Source organism: Pantoea sp. X-Soil-ISGK-275 (genome assembly GCF_059730795.1).
In genome coordinates this window covers 292,125-318,629 of record NZ_AP035977.1, presented here as the reverse complement: position 1 = coordinate 318,629, position 26,505 = coordinate 292,125, and the positions used below count along the sequence as shown (strand labels likewise).

The 26,505-nt window shown below is 55.2% G+C and carries 23 protein-coding genes; 15 read left to right on the top strand and 8 right to left on the bottom strand.

The annotated features are described in order from the left end of the window. Position 1 precedes the first annotated feature (1 nt). The 3 genes from AC6I8A_RS20775 to AC6I8A_RS20765 all read right to left on the bottom strand — a co-directional run bounded on the left by AC6I8A_RS20775 (position 2) and on the right by AC6I8A_RS20765 (position 3,573). Positions 2–1,315, bottom strand: coding sequence for an LLM class flavin-dependent oxidoreductase (locus AC6I8A_RS20775; RefSeq protein WP_497819091.1), 1,314 nt, complete (start codon positions 1,313–1,315; stop codon positions 2–4). An 82-nt stretch (positions 1,316–1,397) separates the two neighbouring features. Next, positions 1,398–2,555 (bottom strand): amidohydrolase, encoded by a 1,158-nt coding sequence (locus tag AC6I8A_RS20770; RefSeq protein WP_497819090.1) that lies wholly within the window; start codon positions 2,553–2,555, stop codon positions 1,398–1,400. Between the two features lie 22 nt (positions 2,556–2,577). After that, positions 2,578–3,573, bottom strand: a complete 996-nt coding sequence (locus AC6I8A_RS20765) for an MsnO8 family LLM class oxidoreductase (RefSeq protein ID WP_256698798.1) — start codon at positions 3,571–3,573, stop codon at positions 2,578–2,580. Positions 3,574–3,943: 370 nt separating this feature from the next. Between AC6I8A_RS20765 and AC6I8A_RS20760 the strand changes: the two genes are divergently transcribed. The 12 genes from AC6I8A_RS20760 (at position 3,944) to AC6I8A_RS20705 (ending at position 16,845) form a co-directional block, all read left to right on the top strand. Continuing rightward, positions 3,944–4,921: a TRAP transporter substrate-binding protein gene (locus tag AC6I8A_RS20760; protein ID WP_479490660.1), complete on the top strand. Its 978-nt coding sequence runs from the start codon at positions 3,944–3,946 to the stop codon at positions 4,919–4,921. A 48-nt stretch (positions 4,922–4,969) separates the two neighbouring features. Further along, entirely contained in the window at positions 4,970–5,476 is a 507-nt protein-coding gene (locus AC6I8A_RS20755) for a TRAP transporter small permease (protein WP_256698800.1), read from the top strand. Positions 5,477–5,488: 12 nt separating this feature from the next. Next, a complete protein-coding gene (locus tag AC6I8A_RS20750) occupies positions 5,489–6,775 on the top strand; it encodes a TRAP transporter large permease (protein WP_497819089.1) in 1,287 nt (428 codons plus the stop codon). A gap of 224 nt (positions 6,776–6,999) precedes the next feature. Further along, entirely contained in the window at positions 7,000–8,622 is a 1,623-nt protein-coding gene (locus AC6I8A_RS20745; protein WP_497819088.1) for a TIGR04028 family ABC transporter substrate-binding protein, read from the top strand. 12 nt (positions 8,623–8,634) lie between these two features. Continuing rightward, entirely contained in the window at positions 8,635–9,579 is a 945-nt protein-coding gene (locus tag AC6I8A_RS20740) for an ABC transporter permease (protein ID WP_277966697.1), read from the top strand. Beyond that, entirely contained in the window at positions 9,576–10,424 is an 849-nt protein-coding gene (locus AC6I8A_RS20735; RefSeq protein WP_497819087.1) for an ABC transporter permease, read from the top strand. The genes AC6I8A_RS20740 and AC6I8A_RS20735 overlap by 4 nt, the downstream gene beginning before the upstream one ends. Continuing rightward, a complete protein-coding gene (locus AC6I8A_RS20730; protein ID WP_497819086.1) occupies positions 10,421–12,031 on the top strand; it encodes a dipeptide ABC transporter ATP-binding protein in 1,611 nt (536 codons plus the stop codon). Before AC6I8A_RS20735 ends, AC6I8A_RS20730 begins: the two co-directional genes overlap by 4 nt. Continuing rightward, a complete protein-coding gene (locus tag AC6I8A_RS20725) occupies positions 12,028–13,017 on the top strand; it encodes a putative FMN-dependent luciferase-like monooxygenase (RefSeq protein ID WP_497819085.1) in 990 nt (329 codons plus the stop codon). The genes AC6I8A_RS20730 and AC6I8A_RS20725 overlap by 4 nt, the downstream gene beginning before the upstream one ends. A 91-nt stretch (positions 13,018–13,108) precedes the next feature. Then, positions 13,109–14,206, top strand: coding sequence for an alkylhydroperoxidase domain protein (locus tag AC6I8A_RS20720; RefSeq protein WP_293793925.1), 1,098 nt, complete (start codon positions 13,109–13,111; stop codon positions 14,204–14,206). A gap of 2 nt (positions 14,207–14,208) precedes the next feature. Continuing rightward, on the top strand, positions 14,209–15,360 hold the full coding sequence (locus tag AC6I8A_RS20715; RefSeq protein ID WP_497819084.1) for an amidohydrolase: 1,152 nt from the start codon (positions 14,209–14,211) through the stop codon (positions 15,358–15,360). 23 nt (positions 15,361–15,383) lie between these two features. Next, a complete protein-coding gene (locus tag AC6I8A_RS20710; protein ID WP_497819083.1) occupies positions 15,384–16,232 on the top strand; it encodes a VOC family protein in 849 nt (282 codons plus the stop codon). A 73-nt stretch (positions 16,233–16,305) separates the two neighbouring features. Then, on the top strand, positions 16,306–16,845 hold the full coding sequence (locus AC6I8A_RS20705; RefSeq protein WP_497819082.1) for a GNAT family N-acetyltransferase: 540 nt from the start codon (positions 16,306–16,308) through the stop codon (positions 16,843–16,845). A gap of 168 nt (positions 16,846–17,013) precedes the next feature. Here the strand turns inward: AC6I8A_RS20705 and AC6I8A_RS20700 are convergent, their stop codons facing one another. The 3 genes from AC6I8A_RS20700 to AC6I8A_RS20690 form a co-directional block, all read right to left on the bottom strand. Then, a complete protein-coding gene (locus AC6I8A_RS20700) occupies positions 17,014–18,558 on the bottom strand; it encodes a methyl-accepting chemotaxis protein (protein WP_497819081.1) in 1,545 nt (514 codons plus the stop codon). A 470-nt stretch (positions 18,559–19,028) separates the two neighbouring features. Further along, positions 19,029–20,282, bottom strand: a complete 1,254-nt coding sequence (locus AC6I8A_RS20695; protein ID WP_265303505.1) for a sensor domain-containing diguanylate cyclase — start codon at positions 20,280–20,282, stop codon at positions 19,029–19,031. 164 nt (positions 20,283–20,446) lie between these two features. Then, positions 20,447–21,481: an AraC family transcriptional regulator gene (locus tag AC6I8A_RS20690; RefSeq protein WP_293793940.1), complete on the bottom strand. Its 1,035-nt coding sequence runs from the start codon at positions 21,479–21,481 to the stop codon at positions 20,447–20,449. A gap of 64 nt (positions 21,482–21,545) precedes the next feature. Between AC6I8A_RS20690 and AC6I8A_RS20685 the strand changes: the two genes are divergently transcribed. Further along, complete coding sequence (locus AC6I8A_RS20685; protein ID WP_497819080.1) at positions 21,546–22,748, top strand: MFS transporter; 1,203 nt, start codon at positions 21,546–21,548, stop codon at positions 22,746–22,748. Between the two features lie 181 nt (positions 22,749–22,929). Here the strand turns inward: AC6I8A_RS20685 and AC6I8A_RS20680 are convergent, their stop codons facing one another. Together AC6I8A_RS20680 and AC6I8A_RS20675 are read right to left on the bottom strand one after the other, a co-directional pair. Beyond that, positions 22,930–23,532 carry a LysE family translocator gene (locus AC6I8A_RS20680; RefSeq protein WP_265302947.1) on the bottom strand — a complete coding sequence of 201 codons (603 nt, stop codon included), beginning with the start codon at positions 23,530–23,532 and terminating at the stop codon, positions 22,930–22,932. Between the two features lie 223 nt (positions 23,533–23,755). After that, positions 23,756–24,304 carry a TetR/AcrR family transcriptional regulator gene (locus tag AC6I8A_RS20675; protein WP_265302945.1) on the bottom strand — a complete coding sequence of 183 codons (549 nt, stop codon included), beginning with the start codon at positions 24,302–24,304 and terminating at the stop codon, positions 23,756–23,758. Between the two features lie 133 nt (positions 24,305–24,437). Here AC6I8A_RS20675 and AC6I8A_RS20670 point away from each other — a divergent pair, with 133 nt between their 5' ends. Further along, positions 24,438–25,529, top strand: a complete 1,092-nt coding sequence (locus AC6I8A_RS20670) for an alkene reductase (RefSeq protein WP_497819079.1) — start codon at positions 24,438–24,440, stop codon at positions 25,527–25,529. Positions 25,530–25,603: 74 nt separating this feature from the next. Then, the gene (locus tag AC6I8A_RS20665) at positions 25,604–26,386 is read left to right on the top strand and encodes an SDR family NAD(P)-dependent oxidoreductase (RefSeq protein WP_479490673.1); all 783 of its coding nucleotides are present in this window, start codon (positions 25,604–25,606) and stop codon (positions 26,384–26,386) included. Positions 26,387–26,505: the final 119 nt, after the last annotated feature.

The window sequence follows — 26,505 nt, the reverse complement described above, 5'->3', positions numbered from 1 at the left end:
TTTATTTTTGTGTGTATTGATTAACCGGATCTTTCAAACCAAAGCTGCCGCGCAGCGTGGTGCCGGGATATTCACTGCGGGTTAACCCGCGCGCTTGCAGAATCGGTACCACGCGATCGACAAAGCGTTCGAAGGTATCTGGCGTGCCGCCCTGAATGATGAAGCCATCGGTCGCTTCGCTCTCAAACCACAGCTGCAAACCGTCGGCCACCTGCTCTGGCGTGCCGTGAAACAGCGGACGCGGCGTCGCGGCTTCCAGCGCCGCCTGACGCAGCGTGTGGCCATGCTCGCGCGCCTTGCGTTTGATTTCATCGGTGGTGCTGCGGAAGCTGTTTTGCCCGATATCGCCGAGTGCCGGGAACGGCTCATCCAGCGGATATTGTGAAAAGTCGTGATGATCAAAGAAGCGACCGAGATAGTTGAGCGCATCTTTGATGGAAACCAGCGCGGCGGTGGTTTGATACTGCTGCTCCACATCTTCCGCACTGTCGCCCACAATCACGCCAACGCCCTGGAAAATGTGCAGATCGCCCGGCTCGCGGCCATTCGCCACCAGCTGTTTTTTCACATCGCGGTAGAATGCCTGCGCTTCTTCGCGCGTCGGCTGGTGGGTGAAGATGGCGTCAGCATGTTTAGCGGCCAGCTTGCGGCCATCTTCCGATGCGCCCGCCTGGAACACCACCGGACGTCCTTGTGGCGTGCGTTCGATATTCAGCGGTCCTTGCACCTGGAAAAAATCGCCGTGGTGATTCAGCGTGTGCAGCTTTTCGGGATCAAAGAACTGGCCGCTCTGTTTATTCCGCACGAAAGCATCGCCTTCCCACGAATCCCACAGCCCTTTCACCACTTGCAGATACTCATCGGCGATGCGATAGCGCAGCGCGTGTTCAGGATGCTGCTGACGCGAGAAGTTCTTCGCCGATCCCTCCAGCGGCGAGGTCACGACGTTCCAGCCCGCACGACCGCCGCTCAGATGATCGAGGCTGGCAAACTGACGCGCCACGGTGAACGGCTCGCTGTACGAAGTGGAAACCGTGCCAACCAAACCGAGATGTTCGGTGACGCCCGCCAGCGCCGACAGCAAGGTCAGCGGCTCGAAGCGATTAAGGAAGTGGGGAATCGATTTTTCGTTGATGAACAGGCCATCGGCAACAAATAGGAAATCCAGCTTGCCCGCTTCCGCCTTGCGTGCAATGTGTTTGGCGTAATCAAAATTGATGCTGGCATCCGCCAGCGCCGCCGGATGACGCCACGCGGACATATTGCCGGATGCGCCATGCAGAATGGTGCCCAATCGCAGTTGTCTTGCAGTCATAATGTTCTCTCTTTTGCCAAAGCGCAGCCTGACGGCGACATCGTGTCGCCGTGCAGAATCGAAATGAAATCAGTGAATCGAGCTAGTTCAGAATGGCGTCACGACATCGCGCATTGAGGTGCTGCAACGCTTGCTGAGCCAGTTGCGCAAAGTAGTGTGCAGCGGGGGCAATCAGCGCTTCATCGGGATTGAAGCCGCCATGATGCAGACCAAATTCGCTCGCGCTGCCAATGCTGACAAACGCGCCGGGGATCTGCTGTAAGTAGTAAGCGAAATCTTCGCCGCCGAGGTGCAGCTCAGCGGTCTGCACGCGGTAACCCGCCTGCTGCGCCACGTTGCTGGCAAACTGCGCCCAACGCGCATCGTTTTCCAGCACCGGCGGACCGGGATGCCAGCTAAAAGTGGCGCTGGCACCGTTGGCGGCGGCGATGTTCTCGACCAGCGTGCGGGCGCGCTGTTCCAGCTCGGCGCGCACCTGTTTGTCATGGGTGCGCACCGTACCGCCAAATTCGGCCTCGCCGGGCAGCACGTTCCAGGTTTTTCCAGCGTCGATGCGCGTCACGCTGAGCACTAAGCTGTCCAGCGTATTAAAGCTGCGGCTGATGAGCGATTGCAGCGCCTGAATGATCTGGCTGGCGACCACAATGCTGTCCACGCCCTCTTCCGGATGCGCGGCGTGCGCCCCTTTACCGGAAACGCGCACGATAAATTTATCCGCATTGGCGTAAAACGCGCCGCCGCGTGTGGCGAAGGTGCCGGTCGGCAAACCGGGTTCATTGTGCATGCCGAAAATCGCCTGCACCCCGTCCAAAACGCCCGCATTGATCAACTGGCGTGCGCCGGTGGCGTTCTCTTCCGCCGGTTGGAACAGAATACGAATGCGGCCCGGCAATTGATCTTCAACGGCTTTCAACTGCAAAGCTGCGCCCAGCATCACCGCGCTGTGTACGTCATGACCGCAGGCGTGCATCACGCCGCTGTTGCGCGAACGGTATGCCAGTCCGGTGGCTTCGTGAATCGGTAGCGCATCGATATCGGCGCGCAGCGCAATCAGCGTGTCGCCGCGCCCCACTTCCACGATCACGCCGGTTTCCAGCGGGTAATCCAGCAGACGCAAACCGGCGTCCTGTAACCAGCGGCGCAGGCGCGCGGTGGTTTCGACTTCGCGACCGGATAACTCCGGCCAGCTGTGCAGCTCACGTCGCCAGTCAATCAGCTGATGTTCGCTAAATTGCGTCATACCTGCCTCCGTAAGCAGCAAATCAAGCCGTGACTAAACGGTGAGTGGCCAGCAGTTCAAGTGATTTCACGCGCGCCTGCTCTTCAGCCACCGGCGTATCAATCACAAACTCTTCAATGCCGAAATGCTGATGCAGCGCATCCAACTTGGCATGCACCTGCGCGGCGGTGCCTTTCAGCAGCGACGGCGTGCGCGGTTCAATCACGTAATCGCTGTAACCGCCCTGACGCACGTAGCGTTCGGCCTGCTCGACGCTGCCGACATTCACGCTTGGGCCATCTTTGACGCTGACGTGATACACGCGCAGGTTATCCACCAGCAGATCGGCTTCTGCCGGAGAATCTGCCACCACCACTTGTACCGCCACCAGCGCGCGCTGGCCGTTGCTGTGCTGGCGATAGCTGTTAAGGACTTTTTCCATTAATTGCGGATCGCCGTTGTGATGCGCAGCGAACACCAGCTGCCAGCCGAGTTCCGCCGCCAGTTTGGCGCTCTCTTCACTGGCACCCAGCAGGAAACGATTGGCCGGACGCGGCGGCTGCGGCGTGGCGCGCAGAATTTCTTCGTCGCCCACCGGCGGCACATGCAGCCAGCTATCCAGCAGCGTCAACTGTTCGGCGAAGCTGCCTTTCTCCTGCAGATGTACGCCCAGCTGCAGCGCACGCGTCGAAAGCGGCAAGCCGCCTGGCGCTTTGCCGACGCCGACGTCAATGCGTCCCGGCGCTAATGACGCCAGCAGGTTGAAGTTTTCCGCCACTTTGTACGGGCTGTAATGTTGCAGCATCACACCGCCGGAGCCGACGCGAATGTGTTGCGTCTGGCCGATGATCCAGGCGATCAGCAGTTCCGGCGACGGGCTCGCCAGACGATCGCTGTTGTGGTGTTCCGCCAACCAGAAGCGGTGATAACCCCAGCTTTCCGCCTGCTGCGCCAGCTGTAAAGTACGGTGTAGCGCGTGGCTGGCTGTCTCTCCATCAGCAATCGGCGATTTATCCAGCAAACTCAGTCGGTATGACATGCGCCTTATCCTTATCGTCATGAATATGGCGAGTAGTGTGTGGCGCAGAAGGCGGGTTCGTAAAACATGATATTGTCGTATCTATATTTACTTTATGCATATCAGGGAGATAGATTGGACCGTTTGGTGTAAACTCCTTTGAAAACACACAATTATCCCCGCTGAATAGGGATTGTTGTGGTGATGTTTTGAAAATGTGATATTCAATATAAAATTATTAAAACATCGTTTCAAAATGTGACGCAATTCATCCAATCGCCATTCCCTTATTTTTCCAGCCACTATTTTCTCTATGCTGGCACCACGCGGCACCTCTCGACAAAATCAATGCGCCGCACCTTCCTGCCTCCCCCTTAGCTGGAGAAAAAGCATGACGTTTAAAAAATTACTTCTGGTCGTTTCGTTATCCTCTGCGGCAGCGTTTTGCCCTGCCGTGGCGTCCGCTAAAGTCATCAAAGTGGCCGAAGTACAACCGGCGGGTTATCCCACCGTGGTAGCACTTGAACACATGGGCGAGAAGCTGAAAAAAGCCACTGACGGGCGGTTAGAGATGAAGGTTTACGCCGGTGGCGTATTGGGTGATGAAGACCAAACGCTGCAGCAGGTGCAACTGGGCGCGATTGATATGATTCGTGTTTCGCTGGCACCGGTCACCAGCATCGCGCCGGAAACCAGCGTATTAACCTTGCCGTATGTTTTTCGCGATGAAGATCATATGCACAAGGTGCTGGATGGTGATATCGGGAAAAGTATCGTCGAGAAATTCGATAACGATCCCAACGCCCGCATGATTTTCCTCGGCTGGACCGATGCCGGCGTGCGCAACATGATCACCAAAAAGCCGATCGCCAAACCCGAAGATCTCAAGGGCATGAAAATCCGCGTGCAAAACAGTGCGATCTCTTTGGCGACCTTGAAAGCGATGGGAGCGAATCCGGTCGCCATGGGCGTGAGCGAAGTGTTTAGCGCCATGCAAACCGGCGTGGTGGATGGCACTGAAAACAACCCGCCAACTTTTGTCGCCCACAACTATATGCCCGTTGCCAAGTACTACACGCTGAGCGGGCACTTTATTCAGCCTGAAATGATTCTCTACTCCAAACCATTGTGGAATCGTCTCTCGGCGGATGACCAGGCGTTGCTGAAGAAATTAGGCAAAGAGGCGCAGGAGGAAGAACGCCAGCTTTGGGCAGCCTATACCCAGCAATCCATCGAGAAGATGAAAGCCGGTGGCGTGACCTTCCAGCAAACCGACCGTGAAACCTTCATGAAAGCCACGCAGCCGGTGCGCGATCAGTTTGGCGGCAAATATCAGGATTTGATGAAACAAATTGCTGATGTGAAGTAATCCTCTCCACGCCACGTGCCTGCGTGGCGTTTTAACCAGGTAAATATTATGACTGCATATTCTCGTCTGATGGATGGGCTTTATTTGCTGTGCATGGCGATTGCCGCCGTCGCCTTGCTGATCATGGTAACGGTGATTCCCATCGGGATTTTCTCACGCTATGTGTTGAACGACGCGTTATCCTGGCCCGAACCGGTCGCCATCATTTGCATGATCATCTTTACCTTTATTGGTGCGCCAGTCGGGTTCCGCGCCGGCACGCATATTTGCGTGTCGATGATGACCGACCGGCTCTCGCCCGCCAATCAGCGCTGGCTGCTGAAGTTGTCTGATGCGCTGATGATCATCACCTGTCTGGTGATTTTCCGCGCCAGTTACAACCTGTGCGAAGCGATGTGGGTGCAAACGCTGGCCTCATTGCCGGTGGTGACCTACGGCGAAATGTATTTGCCGATTCCGGTTGGCGCGATCTTTACGCTGTTGTTTGTGATTGAGCGATTGGTTAATGGCGATCAAAGCCAACGCGCCATCGTGACTCTTGGCGGCACCCACTAAGCGGAGAAGAAAATGGACGCACTGATTTTGATAGGCAGTTTGGTGGTGTTGCTGCTGGTGGGTTTTCCCGTGGCATTCGCCGTTGGATTAAGCGCGTTTATTGGCGCATGGTGGATCGACTTACCGCTGGAAGCGGTGGTAATTCAGATTACCAACGGCATCAATAAGTTTTCGCTGCTGACCATTCCCTTCTTTATTTTGGCTGGCGCGATTATGGCGGAAGGCGGCATTGCGCGACGGTTGGTTAACTTCGCCTATATTTTCGTTGGCTTTATTCGCGGTGGTTTGTCGCTGGTGAATATCGTCGCCTCAACCTTCTTTGGCGCGATTTCGGGATCTTCGGTAGCGGATACCGCCTCGATTGGGTCGGTGATGATTCCGCAGATGGAGGAGAAAGGTTATCCACGTGATTTCGCTGCGGCGGTGACCGCCAGCGGCTCGGTTCAGGCAGTTTTAACCCCGCCCAGCCATAACTCGGTGATTTATTCGCTCGCCACCGGCGGCGTTGTCACCATCTCTTCGCTGTTTGTCGCCGGGATTATTCCTGGCCTGCTGCTGGGTTTCTGTTTGATGGTCATGTGCCTTGCCTTTGCACGTAAACGCGGATATCCAAAAGGCGAACGCATCCCTTATAAGCAGGCGGTGAAAATCTTCTTCGATGCGTTTTGGGGACTGTTCACCATCTTCATCATTCTCGGCGGGATTCTTTCGGGCGTTTTCACTGCCTCAGAATCGGCGGCCATCGCCTGCATCTGGGCGTTCTTTGTCACCATGTTTATTTACCGTGATTTCAAATGGACGCAATTGCATATTCTGGTATTCCGCACCATCAAAACGGTAACCATTGTGATGGTGTTGATCGCCTTCGCTGCCGGTTTCGGTGCGGTGATGACCTTTATGCAATTACCGACCATCATTACCGAAGCCTTTACCCAATTCTCCAGCAACAAGTATGTGATTTTGATGTGTATCAACCTGCTGTTGCTGGTGGTGGGAACGTTAATGGATATGGCGCCGCTGATCCTGATTCTGACCCCGGTACTGTTACCGGTAGCCACCGCGCTGGGCGTCGATCCGGTGCATTTCGGCATGATCATGCTAACCAACCTCGGCATCGGTTTAATTACGCCACCGGTTGGCACGGTATTATTTGTCGCCAGCGCAGTGAGCAAGCAAAAGATTGAGCAAGTGGTCAGCGCCATGCTGCCCTTCTATGGCATGTTGTTTATTGTGCTGATGTTAATTACCTATATTCCGGCGATATCGCTGTGGTTACCGCGTTTAATGGGCGTGATGTAAAAAGGTGCGCATTAATGCGCACCCTACGAAAAAAACACCGTAGGGTCGCCATTTATGGCGACCTCAATATATGTTCCGCAATAATCAGGTCGCCATAAATAGCGTTCCAAACGCCTATTTATTTTTTTTAGCAAAGCTTAGTGCAATTCCTTGGTTCAACTCCCGTGTGCGGCATTCAATGATGAAAACCGCCCGTCGGGCTATTGATTAAAAAGGGAAACACCATGACTAAGCATTTTCACTTGCAGGCGTTGAGTTTGGCCCTGCTATCAGGGATTTTTAGCGCCCACGCGGCAGACACGTCCGTCAAAGGCGGCACGCTGGTTTATCTCGAACAACAGGCGCATACCAACCTTTATCCCCCCGCCGGTGGCTTTTATCCCAATGGCGGAATTCTGAATCAAATCACCGATAAACTGACGTGGCAGAATCCAAAAACATTACAAGTTGAACCCTGGATTGCCGAAAGCTGGAGCAGCAACGCGGATAAAACCGAATATACCTTTAAAATTCGTCCCGGCGTCACCTTCTCCGATGGCACGCCCTTAGATGCCAATGCGGTAGCCAAAAACTTTGATACTTACGGTCTGGGAAATAAAGCCCAGCGCCTGCCGGTTTCCGAAGTGATCAACAATTACGACCGCAGTGAAGTTATTGATCCTCAGACGGTGAAATTCTATTTCAAAAAACCGTCTCCCGGTTTTTTACAGGGCACCGCAACGATTGGCTCGGGCCTGGTTTCTCTCAGCACGCTGCAACGTAGCTTCGATCAACTCGGCGATGCGCGTCATATTATCGGTTCCGGTCCATTTGTGGTCAGCGATGAAAAACTCGGGCGCGAAGTCGATTTAACCGCGCGCAAAGATTACCAATGGGGCCCGAAAAATCTCGCCCAGCAAGGTCCAGCCAATCTCGACGGCATTAAATTCATCGTCACGCCGGAAGACAGCGTGCGCATCGGCGCGCTGCTGGCGGGTCAGGCCGACTTTATTCGTCAGGTGCAAGCCTACGACGAAAAGCAGGCGCAGCAGCAAAACTTCCCGATTTACGCGGCACCCACGCGCGGTGTTAACGACAGCATCAGCTTCCGCCCGGATAACCCACTGGTCAGCGATGTGAAAGTACGCCAGGCGCTGCTGCACGCCACCAACGCGCAGCAAGTGGTGCAAACCCTGTTTTCCCCAAACTATCCGCAGGCTACCTCAGTGATCGCCACTTCGGCGGCCGGTTACGTTAACCTGGCCGACAAGCTGAAATTCGATCCGGCGTTGTCGAAAAAACTGCTGGATGAAGCGGGCTGGAAACCGGGCAGCGACGGCATCCGCGAGAAGGATGGCAAGAAACTGGCGCTGACCATTTATGAATCGCTGCCGCAGCCGCAGAACAAAGAGGTGCTGCAGCTGGTGGCACAACAGTGGCGTCAGGTTGGCGTTGCGCTGGCGGTGAAAGCCGGTGATGCCGGCAGCCGCGTGCTGGATAACCTCGATCCGCTAAAAACCCCGCTAGTGGTATCCGAAGTGGGCCGCGCCGATCCTGACGTGGTGAAGAGCCAGTTCTATCCAACCAACCGCGATGCGCTGCTGCAGAAAGGCGGCTCCAGCGACAAAGTGCAGAACTTCCGCGACGACAAGCTCAACACGCTGTTACTGGCTATCTCATCGGAAGTCGACCCGGCGAAACGCCTGGCGGTGACCGGCGATGCGCAGCGTTATCTGCTCGATCAGGCCTATGTGATTCCGATCTTTGAAGAACCGCAGGTGTTTGCCGGTGCGCCTTGGCTGAAAGGCGTGAATTTTGAAGCTGTGGGTCGTCCGTCGTTCTACGGCGCGTGGCTGGAAAAACACTAAGGCAGGTTAATGATGCAACGTTCACTGCTGCGAAGAGTGGGTCAAAGCGTTTTGGTGCTGTGGGCCGCGTTTACCCTGTCGTTCTTTCTGCTGCAGGTGCTGCCCGGCGATGCGGTGCTGATCAAGTTTCAGAATCCGGATCTGGGCCTCAGCCCGGATCAAATCGCCGAAATGCGACTGGCTTACGGCGCGGATAATCCGCTCTGGCAGCAGTACGTGCACACGCTGCTGGCGATGCTGCGCGGTGATTTTGGTTACTCGGTGCAGGCGGGCGTGCCGGTCAGCGAACAGCTGATCAGCAACCTGCCCGCCACGCTGCAACTGGCGCTGCTCGGCTTTGCACTGGCAACGATTATTGCGTTCGCGCTGGCGGCGTTATCGCGCTTGCCAGCGCTGCGCTTCCTGCGTTCCGTGCTGCAATCGGTACCGGCGCTGTTTATCTCGCTGCCGACCTTCTGGCTCGGCATCGCGCTAATTCAGCTGTTCTCCTTCCAGCTGCGCTGGATTCCGGTGATCAATCCATCGGCGCTGCAGGGTTTGATTCTGCCGGTGATTACCGTGGCGATCCCGATCTCCGCGCCGCTGGCGCAGATTCTGTTGCGCAGCATCGATCAGGTGTCAACCCAGCCGTTCGTGGCGGTGGCGCGCGCCAAAGGCGCCAGCGAAAGCCATGTGTTATGGCATCACGTGATGCGCAATGCGCTGCTGCCGGTGCTAAACGTTGCCGGCTTGCTGCTTGGTGAATTGATTGCCGGTGCGCTGATTACCGAAACGGTGTTTGGCCTGAGCGGCGTCGGCCAGCTAACGCAGCAGGCGGTGAATAATCAGGACGTCGCAGTGTTGCAGGCGGTGGTGATGATTTCGGCGCTGGCGTTTGTGCTGATTAACCTGCTGGTCGATGCGCTGATGCCACTGTTCGATCCGCGTCTGCAATCCATTGCCGGAGGCCAACGATGAGCCTGGTCGACTACTCAACTGCACGGCAAAAAATCAGCACCCCGCGCGTGTTCAATATCCAGCCCGGATTATGGCTGGCATGGGGCGTAATGCTGCTGGCGCTGCTGGCGGCGTTTGCGCCTGGCCTGTTTACCCATTTCAGCCCGACTGAAGGCGTGCCCGGCGCGCAGCGTCTGCCGCCGCAGGCCGCGTACTGGCTCGGCACCGATCAGCTAGGCCGCGATCTCTACACGCGCATTATCTATGGTTCGTCACAGTCGCTGTCGGCGGCGGTCGCAGCCGTGGCGATGGGGCTGATTGGCGGCACCACGCTCGGCGTGCTGGCAGGCGCGATTGGCGGGCGCACCGAGAACTGGCTGATGCGCTTAGTCGATGTGCTGCTGTCAATTCCCTCGCTGCTGCTGTCGCTCAGCATTCTGATTTTGCTGGGTTTCGGCACCGTTCACGCCGCGCTGGCGGTGGGCATCGCCTCAATTGTCAGTTTTGCCCGCCTGGCGCGCGGCGAAGTGGTGCGCGTGCGCCGCAGTGAATTCGTCGAAGCGGCTTACGGCAGCGGCGGCAGTTTCTGGCGCGTGTTGTGGCGCCACATTCTACCCAACTCGCTGACGGCGGTGATCGCCTTCGCCGCTTTGCAGTTTGGTCAGGCGATTCTGGCGCTGTCGACGCTGAGCTTTCTCGGCTACGGCACGCCGCCGCCAACGCCCGAATGGGGATTATTGATGGCTGAAGGACGTAACTATCTGGCGACCGCGTGGTGGCTCACAACTTTCCCCGGCATTGTGGTGGTCGCCGTGGTGCTGGCCGCTAACCGCATTAGCCGTCAACTGGCCGGAGGTGACGCATGAGCGCGTTATTAGCCATTGAAAATTTAACCCTTAGCTATCGCCAGCGCGGCGAGTGGCGCGCGGTGGTTCACAACGTCAGCTTTGAGTTGCAGCCCGGTGAAATGGTGGCGCTGGTCGGGGAATCCGGCTCCGGCAAAACCACCACCGCGCAGGCGATTATTGGTTTGATGGCGGAAAACGGTCGCCGTGACAGCGGCAGGATTGTGCTGAACGGCACCGATATCGCCGGCTGGTCATCCAAACGTCTTGATAGCCTGCGCGGCGTCAGCATCAGCTTGGTGCCGCAGGATCCGGGCAACTCGCTTAATCCGGTGAAAACCATTGGCGATCAGGTCGGTGAAATGCTGCAGCTGCACCTGAAAATCAGCAAGGCCGAACGCCAGCAACGCGTGCTGGAGCTGTTGCAAAAAGTAGGACTGAGCCATCCGGAACAGCGCCTCAAGCAGTATCCGCATCAGCTCTCCGGCGGCATGAAACAGCGCGTATTGATTGCCATCGCCCTCGCCCTGCGTCCGCAGATTATCATTGCCGATGAACCCACCAGCGCGCTGGATGTCACGGTGCAAAAACGCATTCTCGATCTGCTGGATGTGCTGCGCCGTGAATCTGGCACGGCAGTGCTGTTTGTCACGCACGATTTGGCGCTAGCGGCAGAACGCGCCGATCGCCTGCTGGTATTTCGTCATGGCGAAGTGCAGGAACAAGGCCCGGCGGCGCAGGTGATCAACGCGCCGAAACATGCTTATACGCGGCAGCTATTAAAGGATGCCGATCCAGGCGACAGCGCGCTGTCCGTGCCGACTCAAGCCAACTTCTCGTCACCGGCGATTCAGCTCTCCGGCATTAATAAACAGTTTTCACTTGGTCGCCAGCAGCAGTTACAGGTGGCGAAAGAGGTGTGCGTCACGGTGGCGCGCGGCACCACGCACGCGCTGGTTGGCGAATCCGGCTCGGGGAAAACCACGCTGGCGCGCATTCTTTCAGGCTTTGAGCAGGCCGACAGCGGCCGCGTGGTGATCGATGGCATCGACGCCACCGCGCTGCGCGGTGAAGCGCAACGCCAATTGCGCCGCAAGATTCAGTTTGTGTATCAGAACCCGTTTGCCTCGCTCGATCCGCGCCAGACGCTGTTCGCCATCATTGAGGAACCGCTGCGTAACTTTGAGAAGCTCAGCAGCGAAGAGCGCCGGGAACGCGTCGCCGCGGTGGCGCAGCGCGTAGCGTTACCGCTGGAATTGCTGACGCGCAAACCGCGCGAATTATCCGGCGGCCAGCGTCAGCGCGTAGCCATCGCCCGCGCCCTGATTCTGCAACCGGCGATTCTGGTGCTGGATGAAGCGACTTCGGCGCTGGATGTCACGGTTCAGGCGCAAATTCTGCAACTACTGCAACAACTGCAACGCGAGCTCGGCCTCACTTATCTGTTTATCACCCACGACCTCGCCACCGTGCGCCGCATTGCGCACAGCGTGACCGTGCTGCGCGCCGGTGAAGTGGTGGAGCAAGGTGACACCGTCACGCTATTTAACGCGCCTCAGCATCCGTATACCCGATCGCTGATTGACGCGATTCCCGCTTTCCGTCCGCTGATTAAGGAGTCTGCATGACGCGTAAACGCATTGGATTTTTCACCCGTCTGCTGGATGACACCAGCGCACAACAGCGCTATCGCCTGGCAACTGAACAGATTCAGCACGCCGAGCGCAACGGTTTTGACAGTGCATGGATTGCGCAGCACCACTTTCACGAGAAAGAAGGCGGCTTGCCGTCGCCACTGCTGTTTCTGGCCCACGTTGCCGCGCACACCCGCATCATTCGCCTTGGTACCGGCATCATCACGCTGGCGATGGAGAACGCGCTGCGCGTCGCCGAAGATGCGGCGGTGCTGGATCTGCTAAGCAACGGTCGCCTCGAGGTCGGGTTAGGATCGGGCGGCACCGCGACCTCGTTTCTGCCGTTCGGCATCACTATCGACCAGCGCGCTAGCGTGTTTGCCGATCATCTGCATCAGCTGCTGAGCGCCTGGCGCGGCGATACGCTGGGCCATCCGGATAACCATCTTTATCCCGCTGCGCCGACACTGGCGCAGCGCGTGTGGATCGCCACCTTCTCGGCGGAAGGCGCCGCGCGCGCGGGACAAGCTGGGCACGGTTTGATGCTGTCGCGCACCCAACCGCGTCCGGCGGGCCAGCCGGATTTGCCGCTGGATCAGATGCAGAACCCGATGATCGATGCCTATCTGGCGGCATTACCGGCGGGCATTGCGCCCCGTATTCTGGCATCGCGCACCGCCTTTGTGGCTGATTCCCGTGACTACGCGCGCCGCCTTGCCGAACCGGGCTTGCAGCGCCAGGCGCAGCATTTCCGCGAATCAGGACATGTGATTGGCCACACGCTGGACGAACAGGCGCGTCAGCTGGATGCACATTTCGGCGATGCCGACCAGGTGCGGCAATCGCTGCTGGCCGATACATCGCTGCAGCGCGTCACCGATATCAGCTTCCAGGTGCACTCGATCGATCCGCCACACGCCGACACTCTGCGTTCCATCGAATTGATTGCGGAACATATTGCGCCCGCGCTGCGTGGCTAGGTGATTAGCGGTCGCCATGAATGGCGACCCTACGCAGGTTTTGTAGGGTCGCCATTTATGGTGACCTTCTAAAGTCAAACTGGAGAATTTCATGTCTCAACCGACAGATTTACTGGCCGCGCTGGCGGATATCGATCCCGCGTCTGAACTGGCGCAGGCCCGTGCCGAGCGTCATGCCGCCACCCAGCATACCCAAGGCAGCTACGACGTGCTGTTTTCGCAAGATGATGAAGATTTGCCGTTAGCAGAGCGCTTCGCCCTCGCCGCGCAGGTTGCGGCCTGGCATGGTGCGTCAAGTCTTGAAGCGCATTACCGCCAGCACGATCAGCCGCAAAACGCGCGCTTCGCTGCGGGTCTGGCGTTTGCGGAACTGCTGAGCCTGCATCCGGTTGATGCCGCGCCGCAGCACATCGAGAAACTGCAAACTGCCGGCTGGTCGCCGCGCGGTATCGTCACACTGGCGCAACTGATTGCCTTTGTCAGCTTCCAGAGCCGCTTACTCGCGGGTTTGCGTTTGCTCAACGGCGAAGAGACGGCGTCGCAGCCACATGCGGTTGCCGGTAAATGGCACGATGCGCCGCTCACCGTCAGCGGTAAAACCGCCCTCACCGCCTTTACCCAACAGGAACTGGGCTGGGAACCGTGGCTGGCGGCGAAACCGCTGCATGAATTTAGCGCTGAAGAGCAGGCAACGCTGGCGAAATTCGGCCACAGCGACTCTGATTACTTCCGCCTGCTGGGCCGCAATCAGCCGCTGCTCGAGCAGCGCACGCTAACCGATAAAGGCATCTTCTACACCGCAGGCGGACTTTCACGCGCCGAGCGAGAACTCGCCGCCACGGTGGTGAGCAAGGTCAACGGCTGCATCTACTGCGCCTCGGTGCATGCGCGCAAAGCCAGCCAGCTGTCGAAAGATGAACCGTCGGTGCAGAAGCTGCTGAATGTCGCGCCGGGCGCGGAGCTGTCACACGGACAATCGGCGCGCTGGGCGGCGCAGATCGATCTGGTCGCCACCTTATCGATCACGCCTGCCGCCACCAGCCTGAAACAGCTGCAGGCGCTGCGCGATCAGGGATTCAGCACGCTGGCGCTGCTGGACCTGATTCAATCCGCCGCCTTCTTCGCCTGGGCTAACCGCCTGATGCTGACGCTCGGCGAACCTTTCTTACCTGAACACACACAAGGATGACCATGACGGATCTTTCCCATCAACAGCTGGTGCGCTGGCGACGCGAGCTGCATCAGCATCCCGAATTGTCGGATCAGGAATTTGCCACCACTAAACGCCTTACCCGCTGGCTGCAGGAGCTGAACGTCAAGCTGCTGCCGCTGGAGCTGAAAACCGGTGTTGTGGCAGAAATTGGTCACGGCGAACCGCTGATTGCGCTGCGTGCCGACATCGACGCCCTGCCCATCGACGAGCAAAGCGATCACGCGTGGCGATCGCAGCAGCCGGGCGTGATGCACGCCTGCGGCCACGATCTGCATAGCAGCGTGATGCTGGGTGTCGCGCAGCAGCTGAAACGCATCGAATCCCACCTGCCCGGCCGCGTGCGCATTCTGTTTCAGCCTGCCGAGGAGATTTTCACCGGCGCGAAGCAGCTGATCGCAGCGGGCGCACTGCAAGATGTGCAGGCGATTTTCGGGCTGCACAACGCGCCGGATCTGCCGACCGGCACGCTGCGGACGCGCGGCGGCGCTTATTATGCCAACGTCGATCGCTTCCAAATCACTATCACCGGCAAAGGCGCGCACGCCGCGCGTCCGCATGAAGGCATTGATAGCATCATGATTGGCAGTCACATCGTCACCGCGCTGCAAACGCTGCCGAGCCGCGTATTCAGTTCGCTGGAATCGGTGGTGGTCAGCGTGACGCGCTTTACCGCAGGCAACAGCTGGAACGTGCTGCCACAAACGGTGGAACTGGAAGGCACGGTGCGCACTCACAACGCGGCGATTCGCGCGCAGATCCCACAGAAAATCACAGCGCTGATCAATGGCATCGCCACCGGATTTGGCGCGCAGACGGATCTGGTGTGGCAGGAAGGGCCGCCTTCGTTGGTCAACACGCCGCAATGGGCCGATTTCGCGCTGGATCTGGCAGCTGAGCAAGGCTATCAAACCCAAGTTGGCACGCCACAAATGGGCGGCGAAGACTTCGCCTTCTACCTGCAGCAGCTGCCAGGCGCGTTCGTCAGCATCGGCAGCGCCAGTGAATTTGGCCTGCATCACTCCGGATTCGATCCGGATGAAGCGATGCTGGAACCGGCGGTGCATTACTTCACTGAACTGGCCCAGCGCGCATTGCTGACGCTGCGCCAGCAACAGGCGCTGGCATCGTGACCCTAAGAGCAAGGAGAAAAGCGATGACGATTTCTGTACCTGTTCCACGTCTCGACCATGTGGTGATCAACGTTGCCAGCCAGCTGGATGACGCCAGCGCGCTGTTTCGTCGCCTGGGATTTCAGCTGACCGAGCGCGGTCATCACTCGCTCGGTTCCAGTAATCATCTGGCAATTTTTGGTGATAACTATCTGGAGCTGTTGGGGTTTGAAGCTGGGCGCGGCAATCTGCGCCAGGATTTATGGCAGTCGCCGATTGGCCTCAGCGGTTTAGTGTGGAAAACCGAGGATGCCGACGCGGTGTGGCGCTATCTGGAGAGCCAGGACATTGACGGCGATCTGCCCGCGAGCTTTTTCCGTCCTGTGACGTTGCCGGACGGCAGCGAGCAGGACGCGCGTTTCCGCACCGTGCGGCTGCGCCCGTCACTGGTGCCGAACGGTCGCAGCTTCTTTTGCCAGCATGACACACCGGATTCGGTATGGCAGGACGCGTGGCGCGTCCATCCCAATGGCGTGAGCGATATCGTCGAGTTCGTGGTGGTGGCGCAGGATCCCGCCGCCGCCGCCCAGCCTTACAGCCGATTGTTTGGTGCCGATAAGCTCACCGCCTGTCAGGAAGGCGCGTTTGTGCTCAACGCGGGCGTGGCGACGGTGCGCTTTGCCTCTGCGGAATATGTGACACAGCGCTTCGTCGGATTGCCGATTGATTACGACGGCAGCGCGCGCATGGCAGGATTGAGCTTACGCACCACGGATCTGCGCAAAGTGAAAGCCAGCCTGCTGCTCGGCGACGTGCCGTTCCGCGAGGAAGCGTCGGCGATTATTGTCGGTGCCGAGCAGGCGTTTGGCGTGGCGTTGCGGTTCCAGTTGTGATTTGTAGGGTCGCCATTTATGGCGACCTGGTTTACCTTAATTCACTTTCGTATCCGACAAACGAAGGCGAAATGTGACCCCTAAACTGCTTCTCGAAACCCTCAGACTCACCTGCTCGCAAATCACCGAAGACGACTGGGCTTTCTTCCGTCAGCTTCAGCTCTCGCCACAGGTCATGCATTACGTTTCCGATGCAAAATCTGAAGAAAAGATTCACGCCGATTTCACAGCAAGATTGCCGATCTGGTCGCCACGCAGCGCGCATTGGCTGTGTCTGATGGTGCGGGAGAAACAATCGGGCAATTGCATCGGTGTTAGCGGCTATATTCATCGCGATAGCGACTGTGCCGAAGTTGGCTTTCTGTTCGCACCGGAAGCGCAAGGCAAAGGCTATGCGAACGAATCGCTTCGCGCCATTTGTGACTATGCGTTCGGCGAAGGCGGCATTCGACGTTTGAGTGCCACTGTCACCGCAGGCAATACGCCCTCTCGTCGACTGCTGGAAAAAGTCGGTTTTGTATTAGAAGGTGAGCTGCGGGAAAGTTACTGGCTGAGAAATGCGTGGCATAACGATTGGCTGTTTGGGCTGCTGCGTGGGGAATATGGGTTGTAATGGAGGTGTTATCCACTTTGCGGTAATCGGATTTGGTTAGCGACTTAGCTATAGGCTAACGGGTAGAGCCACAGAATAAGCATGCCTGAGGCTGATTCTCACGGAGTCGTAGGAAAAAGATTAAATAATGCGGGGCCCAGACTAGGGCCCCAACGTAAATGAGATTTATTACAACTGGAACGCTTCAACCATGCCACGTAAAGCATGCGCCTGAGCAGAAAGCTCTTGTGACGCAGAGGAGGATTCTTCAACCAATGCAGCATTGTTCTGTGTTACGCCGTCCATTTGACTAACGGCAATGCTGACCTGCGAAATCCCCTGCATTTGTTCGGAAGAAGCCAGAGATATCTCGTCCATCGCATCCGCGAGCTCACCTACCATGCTGACGATTTTCATGATGCTCTGGCCGGTTCCTGTCGCCACATTCACCCCACTTTCCACCTGCCCTACGGCCTGCTCAATAAGGTGTTTTATATCCCGCGCAGCAGTCGCACTTCGTTGTGCTAGCGTTCTGACTTCACCGGCAACCACGGCAAATCCCCTTCCTTCCTCACCGGCGCGAGCAGCTTCAACGGCGGCATTGAGTGCAAGAATATTGGTCTGGAAGGCAATGCTTTCAATGACTGAAGTAATATCCCTCACTTTTGTCGCGCTTAGAGAAATCTCGTTCATCGTATCCGACATTTTCTGCACATCCGCCTCGCCTGCTCGCGCCAGATCTGCTGTCCCACGTGCAACTTGTGCCGTCTGTTGCGCACCTGCAGTGTTACTTTTCACCGTTGCCGTAAGTTGCTCCATACTTGCGGCCGTTTCCTGAAGCGCAGCGGCCTGCTGTTCAGTACGTGATGAAAGTTCTGTGTTGCCTTTCGATATCTCATCTGCGGCTAAAGCAACAGATCCAGCCGAGTCTTTAATTTGTGATACCAGCCCACGTAGACTCTCCTGCATACGATCTAACGATGCCAGTAGGCTGTGCTTATCGTTACGGCGCAAGGTTATTGAGGTTGTCAGATTCCCCGCGGCGATGGCTGCCGCAAGTTCTTGTGCCTGGGCGGGCTCGCCGCCTAGCTGACGCATCAGTACGCGTACGATGAAATAACCGGTCACCCCAGAAATAATCACCGAGAATGCCGCCATTATTAATAAAATAAACGCTGTGCGTGTCGTGGATGCACTATTCTCAGCCATTGTCTCCTTGCTGAGTGTCATTTCGATATTCGTCAGCGCATCCAGCGCTCCCATTAATGCCTGCTGCGCCGGTCGTGCAGTTTTCAAGAGGTAAACCGTTGCTTCCTGCTGACGGTTATCGAGTCCCATCTTCCCTGCGATCATTAAGGTCTCCATCGCGGCGCTCTCTGAGGAAACGACCTTATCAAGAGCCTCCTTCCCTTGAGATGAAACATTGATCGTCATGCTTTCCACCAGCTCACGACGCTTATCAATATAATTTTTCTGCTGCGAGATTAATCTTTGCCATTCAGGCTGCATTTCTACGGGATCGCTCAGTAACGCCAGGTTGCGAACAGCAATAGCCATATCTCGAGCAATTCCTCGCATATCCTGAACCAGCGTAAAGCGCTTCATCTTGTTATTAACCGTATCTTCCATCCCATCCCGCGCCTGCCATAATGCGTTCAGAGCAATCCCCGTGCACAATACGAAAAGAATAATGAGCAGACTGAAACCCGCAGCCAGGCGTGTAGATATTTTCATTTATAATTCTCTAAAAGTTCAAGATGATTTGCAGAAGAACAGAAATTATAGACAGTGAAATTAACCCTGCCTGCGCGGCAAATTAATAAGGGCTTCACTCAAATTTATCACGCCCGGAAATTATAAGAACCACTTTAGTTACCACGAATAACTTAAGTTAAATTAAGCCTTTTCAAAGCATTAATTTAAATTAAATTCACCCATCACTAAATTTAAATTAATATTTTTGGGGGGGGAATATTTTCTCTTTTTTTAGTTACATTATTTTAGAAACGAAGAACGTCTTAAAAACAGGTGTAAAATAAGAACAATTTCCCTTAAATTGCGCTCTTATTCTTTCTCTGATTGGCTTAAAAAGGGCATCACTGCTACCTGTAATGCCAGTAGAAGTCAAAATCATACTGGAAGTCGGGCCTTTTATGCCCAAACGGTGTCAACGATGTTCGCCATGGCCTCTTCTGGCAAATTTCTTACAACGGCAGCGTATCAGGTCGGAAAAATTGATATGACCCATCACGTCGTGCTTTAGCCTGATACATCGCTTTATCGGCATTGTCGAATAACGTTTTGGCCGTTTTCGTCCCGAAACGCGCAAGGCTGATACCAATCGATGCTCCGATCTTTACTTCCACGCCACTAATAGAAAAAGGAGCTTTCAGGCCGTCTATGAGGCGCAGTGCAATACCGGCTGCAGCATCATGACTACTGCACTTTGCTGCCACGACAAACTCGTCTCCTCCCTGGCGTGCTAACGAGTCGCCTTGGCGCATGCAACTTTGTAGCCGTTCGCTTACCTGCTGCAGCAACATATCACCCATTGCGTGCCCCATCGAATCGTTAACGGCTTTGAATCCATTTAGATCGATAAACAGTACAGTCGTATACGAAGGATCTTCTACGTGCGTCAGCATGGATTGCACTTTGTCGTTGATCCAGGCTCGGTTTGGCAGTCCGGTTAACGTGTCGCGGGTAGCGAGCCGCTCAAGCATCATCATCTTTTCTTTATCTCGGGTGATATCGCGCGAAACCAGCACTGCCCCGATATTTTTACCTGTAGAGGGATCGCTAACGCCGCAGGCCTTAGTACCAAGTGTAATGTAGTGGCCGTTACGATGCCGCTTGCGCACCTCAACGACGTCTGGTAACTCAGCACCGTTGAAGATATTTGCCAGAACGACCTCAGCAGGTGTTCTATCTTCAGGATGCAGGAAGTCCACCACCAGTTGGCCAACTATTTCATCGGATGACCAGCCTATCATTTCGCTATAAGAAGGAGAGATCGACACGTACCGGCCTTCCGCATCGCAGTGGGCGATCAGATCAGTACTGTTTTCTATCAACAGACGATATTCTGTCGCCGTACGCAGCGCGTCCTGAAGTGCTTTGCGCTGTCCGGTAACATCTAAAACGAAGCCACTAAACTGTGCATGAGAATCATTTGATTGGCATGCCGGCAGACCTGAAACAATCACATGGCGCAACTTTCCATCCAGACATTTGATCGGCACTTCTATATTAAAAGGCGTCCTAAACTCTAATGCCGCTGTCAACTGCAATGCGATTTTTGCATCTTCCTCTACCAGCGCGAGGCTAAGCCACTCACAAAGCGTTATGCCTTTAAGTAATGGCATCAGACCTTCAGGGCTTTCCTGGCTGGTAATGCAAATGCCCTGTGCATCCGTGGACCAAACGGCAGAAAATGTAGGTTTGAACGCGATATGCATGCTGGTGATTCCGTTGTTTGCTGATGATGCTGAACACATTTATTTCTGCTTCTAAACCCATTAGGTGCTAAAAAATGCCTGATAATGAGAACGTCAGGCTTTCTATCGCGGCACCGCTGGAGCCTGTTATGCGGCATCTTCGGGCCACAAGAGCTGATCCGGACTTATCGGCTGATTAGCTCAGGATCTTTAATAACGCCTCTCGCTGTTCGCTGACGCATAGCGCCCGGCGGATAGCCATTGATGCGCTTGAACGCTCTGCTAAACGCTGCCTGCGAGGCATAGCCAAGACGTAGAGCAACGGTGTCAATTGAGATCTTATCGTGAGTAATCCAGTGACCCGCGATGCGCATTCGCACTTCTCTTGCATAGCGCTGGGGAGGTATGCCGATGATTGATTTGAAGCGTTCAGCAAAAACAGAACGCGACACATGCGACTGGGCAGCAAGCTCGGCAACAGACCACTCCCGGCTTGTATCACGATGAATGGCCAGAATGGCGCGGGCAAGTCGTGGATCACGTAACGCAGCGATCAGGCCTGCGGCGTTCTCGCTACCGTTTTCGATCCATCCACGCACAATCATGGCCGCCGCCACTTCTGCGAGGCGTGCCAGAATGCCCGCAAAGCCCGCGCGTCCGGAACAGATTTCCGATTTCATCGCGCCCAGAACGGGAACCAGCCCCGGATAAATTTGTTCGTTTGCCTCAACCACGATGGCTTGCGGCATCAGTTTACCCAGGCCCTGCATTCCACCAAGATCGAACTCCATACAGCCATAAAACAGAACCGTGCTGGGTGTCGGATGCGAACTCGGGCAGGTGTTAATTCCGCTGACGGCCTCGCCTAATGGCGCAGAGCCGAACGTGTCGATATGTTGAAATGAACAGCTGGCATCCGATAAAAGCTGATGCTCCTCACCCTGCGGCATGAACACCATGCTGCCGGCGTGCAGTTCGTGCAGCGTACCCTCACTTGTGCGAAGCAGCGCAGTACCCACGGCGATGTAATGAAAATAGGCGTGTCCCGGCCTGTTGCTAAAACCGACGCCAAACTCAGAACCCGTCTGCAAGCGACGATACTGCACGCCACGCAGGCGCATTTCCAGCAGCAATTCACTGATGAGCTCGGATGACAGGGCAAAATGTTTATTCACATGCATATCCGGAGTTTCGGGTAAAAAATCAGGGTAAGACATCATAGATCGTCCAGCTGCTCGACTCTAGACTTGGAGCTGTGATTTTTTACTCCAGAAAGAGTGTGTTATGAGAAATGAAGCAACTGAAGCTGTATCCGCAAGTTTAACCTGTTCTGAACCCAAAGAATCCGCATGGATGGCCGTGATTTCACTGACTATGGGGGTGTTTGGCTTACTGACAGCAGAATATCTTCCTGCCAGCCTGCTGACACCCATGGCCGCCGATCTCGGTGTGACCGAAGCGCTCGCTGGTCAGGCTGTGACAGTAACGGCTGTGGTGGCCCTGTTTGCGGGTCTGATGGTTCCCCGCCTGACGCGTAATTATGATCGCCGTACTGTTTTGCTGGGTTTTACCGTGCTGATGATTGCCTCTAACCTGCTTGTCGCACTTTCATCCAGTCTGGCTGTTTTGTTAATCATGCGCATCTTGCTGGGCATCGCGCTGGGAGGCTTCTGGAGCATGGCAGCTGCTGTAGCTATGCGGCTGGTTCCTGCTCAAAGCGTCCCGCGTGCTCTCTCCGTTATTTTTAGCGGTATCGCTGTCGGAACCGTAGTTTCGATCCCGCTGGGAAGCTATTTAGGTGGGCTTTATGGCTGGCGTAGCGCTTTTATCGCTGCAACCGCAGTAGGCGTACTGACTCTGCTCTTTCAGCTGTTTACCCTTCCCGCAATGGCTCCGCGTCGAATGATGGTAACGGCATCTGTCATGGATTTACTCCGCCGCCCAGGCATTGCGGTGGGAATGACGGGGTGTGTAATTGCCCATACGGGTCAGTATGCGCTGTTTACCTATATTCGGCCGGCTCTTGAAAATATTATTCAACTTGATGTGGATCGTTTGTCTTTGATATTGCTTGGATTTGGCGTCGCTAATTTTATCGGAACGCTGCTTGCCGGGTGGCTGATGGAGAAAAGCCTGCGTCTTACCCTGATACTGATGCCAGCACTTGTTGGTGTGGCGGCATTAAGCATGATTTTGCTGCCACTCAAGGAAACAGGATTGATGTTGTTCGTTGCGTTGTGGGGAATGGCATTTGGTGGCGTTCCCGTTGCGTGGTCAAACTGGGTAGCGCGTTCCGTTCCCAATCAGGCTGAAACCGCTGGCGGCATGGTAGTCGCAGCCGTTCAGTCCTCAATTGCTGCGGGTGCTGCGTTGGGAGGATTACTTTTTGGTCTCAGCGGCGTAACCGGTGTTTTCATCGCCGCTGGTTGCATAATGTTTTTTGCCGCGCTGGTTATTGGACTAAAGGTCAGGGTCGCGCTGACCTGACCACTTGCCCTACAAAAAAATTTTAAATTAAGGCCAGCTGAACCAGGTGGCTGGCCTAACAAATGCAGCGAGGTTTCATACCTCTCCCGCTCAATTTATTGTCCCCAAGTCAGCGCTTAGCTGACCTTACTCGTGCGTCCCCTTTGTGCCAGGAGCGAACGTGATGGCTCTTGCTGAGGAGTTAATAGATAAGGCTGTGTAGAGAAAAAGCAATGAGCATCATCCCGCCGACAATGTTGACGTATTTTTTCAGCATTAATGGGTTAGTTTTTTGGGCTGAGAATATGAGCGTTTGAGTGATTGCAAAAAGCCAGATGCTCATAACCACTATATGAACTGATGCCAGTATAAGGTAGTTGCAAACGCCACCCTTCGCGCCTGCGAACTGTGAAACGACTGTCAGATAAAAAAAGATGGCTTTAGGGTTCAAAACATTAGCCAGCCAAGCCTCTTTTAAAGTCACGGAATGCTTTGCACCAATAAGCCCACCTGAATTTACCGTTATCCCACTCCGGATAAGCATCGCGCCTAACCAAAGCAGATAGACAGTTCCAGTTACTTTAAGCACAGCAAACGCTGCTGGCGACGAGATGAGCACTGCCGTGATACCAAGCCCTATAAAAAATGCATGGGTATATATACCCAGAGCTGTTCCGGTGAGGGTTCTTAATAAACCTTTGTTACCTCCTGTCAGAGCACTGTTCATAACGAGAGTAAAGCTCGCTCCGGGGGACAGTGCAACAGGGAGTAATGCTGGCAAAAAGCCAAAAATGTTCATATCCATAGATTCTGGATAGTAATTGGCACTTTCTGAAATTGCCAGGGCAAGCGTTTCGCATATAGGTTATGTTCAGCCAGGCAGAAACAGGGAATCGTCATGAATCAAAAGTCTGCTCCTCGCTCACAGCGGACCTTCAGGTCTGTCAGATAACCGCTTCGTACCAACAGCGGACGTTGGTGATTTATTTTTATGCACTGCTGAAAAAAGTACCCCCAGCCCGGCACATTCAATCCTTACTGGCTTCGTGATTGACAAGACGCGCACGGCAGACATCCAGAATTTCATCAGCCAGAGCGGAATTATCCGGGCAGGCACGAGACAACACCAGTGCACCCACAAGATGGGCGATGGTATCTATCAGGTCAGCGCGTGTGCCATTTTCAGTTCCTAAAACGGCGAGTTGGCGTTCAATTCCGACGGCAAATGTCGCCTTAATTGACTCAGACTGACGGGATGTATCGGTGCCCAGTGCTGACATCACGCACCCTTTCCCCATATCATCGCGATGTTGTCGGGAGAGGTAGTATTCAATAAATTTGTCCCGGTCCACACCTGCCGTGATTTCTGCAGAACGCGTAAATCCGCAGCTCATCGCTTCTGACATTAGGTCTGCCTTGGAACCAAAGTGCTTGTAAAACCCGCCATGAGTTAAGCCTGCCGCTGACATCAGTTCCGCCACGCCCACGCCATCGTAACCGCGCTCACGAAAAAGTTCTGAGGCCGTTTCAACAATCCGTGTCCGGTTTTCCCGAACCTGCTCTTTCGACACTTTCATGCTTTCCTGCCCCTCTTAAAAATAGAGTTTAAGTATACATTGATGATGACCGTAATCAAACGGGTTGACTTTATAGATTATGATCATCATCATTATATTGACACCTTGAACCACCACTAAAGGGCGAATAAGCATGACGAATCAGACATTATTTCAACCCTATGAACTTGGCTCACTAACACTGGCCAACCACATCGTGATGGCACCGCTGACACGTAACCGGGCCGGAGCGGGGCTGGTACCGGGCGAACTGGCGGCGACCTACTACGCCCAGCGTGCCACAGCAGGATTGCTGATCACTGAAGCCACGCAGATCTCAGCACAGGCGCAGGGCTATCAGGATACGCCGGGGATTTATACGCAGGCTCAGATTGATGGCTGGCGCAAAGTGACTGACGCGGTGCATGCCAAAGGCGGGCGCATATTTGTACAGCTATGGCACGTAGGACGAATTTCGCATGTTGATTTACAGCCGGGTGGCGCTGCACCGGTCGCGCCGTCTGCCATTCGCGCCAAGACGAAAACCTTTGTGAACAATGGCTTCGCTGATGTTTCTGAGCCACGTGCGCTGGAGTTGCAGGAAATACCGGGGATTATTGACGATTTCAGAAAGGCATCGGCCAATGCCATTGCCGCCGGATTTGACGGCGTAGAGATCCACGGCGCGAATGGTTATCTGCTGGAACAGTTCCTCAAAGATGGTGCAAATCAGCGTACTGATGAATACGGCGGCTCTGTCGAGAATCGTGCGCGCCTGCTGCTGGAAGTCACGACGGCTGTAAATAATGAGATTGGCGCAGAACGCACCGGCGTACGCCTTTCACCGGTGTCACCTGCTAATGCGATTTCATGCAGTGATCCGCAGCCACAATATGACTACGTTGTTGAACAACTCGATGCATTGGGCATTGTGTACCTCCATGTGGTTGAAGGTGCGACGGGCGGACCGCGTGATGTATCCCCGTTCGATTACGACTCCCTGCGCCGGCGTTTTAAAAACACCTACATCGGCAACAATGGCTATGACCTGGAACTGGCGTCCGCTCAGCTTGCGCAGGGTAAAGCCAATCTGTTCGCGTTTGGTCGCCCGTTCATCTCCAATCCGGATTTGGTCGAAAGGCTGAAGACGGGCGCACCTCTGGCCTCAATCAATCCTGAAACACTTTATGGCGGTGGCGCAGCGGGATATACCGATTACCCGTCGCTGACTGAGACCAGTAAGTAAAGCACCGGTGTCACGGTTCTTCATACATCGCACATGGCGAATTCTGTTTACACTTTAATAAAGAAGATCAACTTATGACTAAAGCTTCAGTTCTCATTACAGGCGCATCCACGGGTATTGGTGCGGTTTACGCTGAACGGTTCGCCCGCCGGGGCCACGACCTGGTATTGGTTGCGCGCGACAAAGCGAAGTTAGAAATACTGGCCGATCGTCTGCGACAGGAAAATGGCATTTCTGTCGATGTTTTGCCTGCTGACCTTACGCAAACGAGCGATTTAGCTGTGGTCGAAGCTCGCCTGCGTGAGGACACACGGATTGGCATTCTTATCAATAATGCGGGTATCGCGCAGTCCGGCAGTTTTACAGAGCAGACACCTGATTCAATAGAAAGCCTTATCGCGCTTAACATCACCGCCCTGACCAGACTGGCCAGTGCCGTGACTCCACGCTTTGTGCAAGCGGGCGAGGGATCGATCGTCAACATCAGTTCCATCGTCGGCCTCGCCCCAGAATTTGCCATGACGGTTTACGGCGCCACCAAAGCCTTTGTGCTCTTCCTGTCTCAGGGAATGAATGTCGAGCTGTCATCTAAAGGCATTTATATCCAGGCGGTGCTCCCTGCCGGCACTTACACGGAAATCTGGGACCGTGCGGGTATCGACATCTCTAACTCGGCAAAATTCATGGAAGTGGGCGAGTTAGTGGATGCCGCACTGGTAGGTTTTGACCGCCGTGAACGGGTCACCATTCCGCCTTTACATAATGCTGCCCGCTGGGACACCCTCGATGCTTCGCGTCAGGCTCTGCTTTCAGACGTCAAACAAGACGAAGCCGCCGAACGATATAAAGCGCTGTAATCAATGAGGTGCACTGTGCAGAACGCTCTTCCGGCTATTCTGCACAGCGGTAAATCCGACATAAATACCTTACAGCCTGTCGTCTCATCAGCGATGAGAAACCTCAAACGCATCATGAA

Coding starts and splice junctions, on each gene's coding strand:
- AC6I8A_RS20725 (WP_497819085.1), top strand. CDS start 12,028: ATGACGCGTAAACGCATTGGATTTTTCACCCGTCTGCTGGATGACACC.
- AC6I8A_RS20740 (WP_277966697.1), top strand. CDS start 8,635: ATGCAACGTTCACTGCTGCGAAGAGTGGGTCAAAGCGTTTTGGTGCTG.
- AC6I8A_RS20720 (WP_293793925.1), top strand. CDS start 13,109: ATGTCTCAACCGACAGATTTACTGGCCGCGCTGGCGGATATCGATCCC.
- AC6I8A_RS20760 (WP_479490660.1), top strand. CDS start 3,944: ATGACGTTTAAAAAATTACTTCTGGTCGTTTCGTTATCCTCTGCGGCA.
- AC6I8A_RS20680 (WP_265302947.1), bottom strand. CDS start 23,532: ATGGATATGAACATTTTTGGCTTTTTGCCAGCATTACTCCCTGTTGCA.
- AC6I8A_RS20700 (WP_497819081.1), bottom strand. CDS start 18,558: ATGAAAATATCTACACGCCTGGCTGCGGGTTTCAGTCTGCTCATTATT.
- AC6I8A_RS20685 (WP_497819080.1), top strand. CDS start 21,546: ATGAGAAATGAAGCAACTGAAGCTGTATCCGCAAGTTTAACCTGTTCT.
- AC6I8A_RS20770 (WP_497819090.1), bottom strand. CDS start 2,555: ATGACGCAATTTAGCGAACATCAGCTGATTGACTGGCGACGTGAGCTG.
- AC6I8A_RS20755 (WP_256698800.1), top strand. CDS start 4,970: ATGACTGCATATTCTCGTCTGATGGATGGGCTTTATTTGCTGTGCATG.
- AC6I8A_RS20730 (WP_497819086.1), top strand. CDS start 10,421: ATGAGCGCGTTATTAGCCATTGAAAATTTAACCCTTAGCTATCGCCAG.
- AC6I8A_RS20775 (WP_497819091.1), bottom strand. CDS start 1,315: ATGACTGCAAGACAACTGCGATTGGGCACCATTCTGCATGGCGCATCC.
- AC6I8A_RS20765 (WP_256698798.1), bottom strand. CDS start 3,573: ATGTCATACCGACTGAGTTTGCTGGATAAATCGCCGATTGCTGATGGA.
- AC6I8A_RS20665 (WP_479490673.1), top strand. CDS start 25,604: ATGACTAAAGCTTCAGTTCTCATTACAGGCGCATCCACGGGTATTGGT.
- AC6I8A_RS20735 (WP_497819087.1), top strand. CDS start 9,576: ATGAGCCTGGTCGACTACTCAACTGCACGGCAAAAAATCAGCACCCCG.
- AC6I8A_RS20695 (WP_265303505.1), bottom strand. CDS start 20,282: ATGCATATCGCGTTCAAACCTACATTTTCTGCCGTTTGGTCCACGGAT.
- AC6I8A_RS20750 (WP_497819089.1), top strand. CDS start 5,489: ATGGACGCACTGATTTTGATAGGCAGTTTGGTGGTGTTGCTGCTGGTG.
- AC6I8A_RS20670 (WP_497819079.1), top strand. CDS start 24,438: ATGACGAATCAGACATTATTTCAACCCTATGAACTTGGCTCACTAACA.
- AC6I8A_RS20690 (WP_293793940.1), bottom strand. CDS start 21,481: ATGATGTCTTACCCTGATTTTTTACCCGAAACTCCGGATATGCATGTG.
- AC6I8A_RS20710 (WP_497819083.1), top strand. CDS start 15,384: ATGACGATTTCTGTACCTGTTCCACGTCTCGACCATGTGGTGATCAAC.
- AC6I8A_RS20675 (WP_265302945.1), bottom strand. CDS start 24,304: ATGAAAGTGTCGAAAGAGCAGGTTCGGGAAAACCGGACACGGATTGTT.
- AC6I8A_RS20745 (WP_497819088.1), top strand. CDS start 7,000: ATGACTAAGCATTTTCACTTGCAGGCGTTGAGTTTGGCCCTGCTATCA.
- AC6I8A_RS20715 (WP_497819084.1), top strand. CDS start 14,209: ATGACGGATCTTTCCCATCAACAGCTGGTGCGCTGGCGACGCGAGCTG.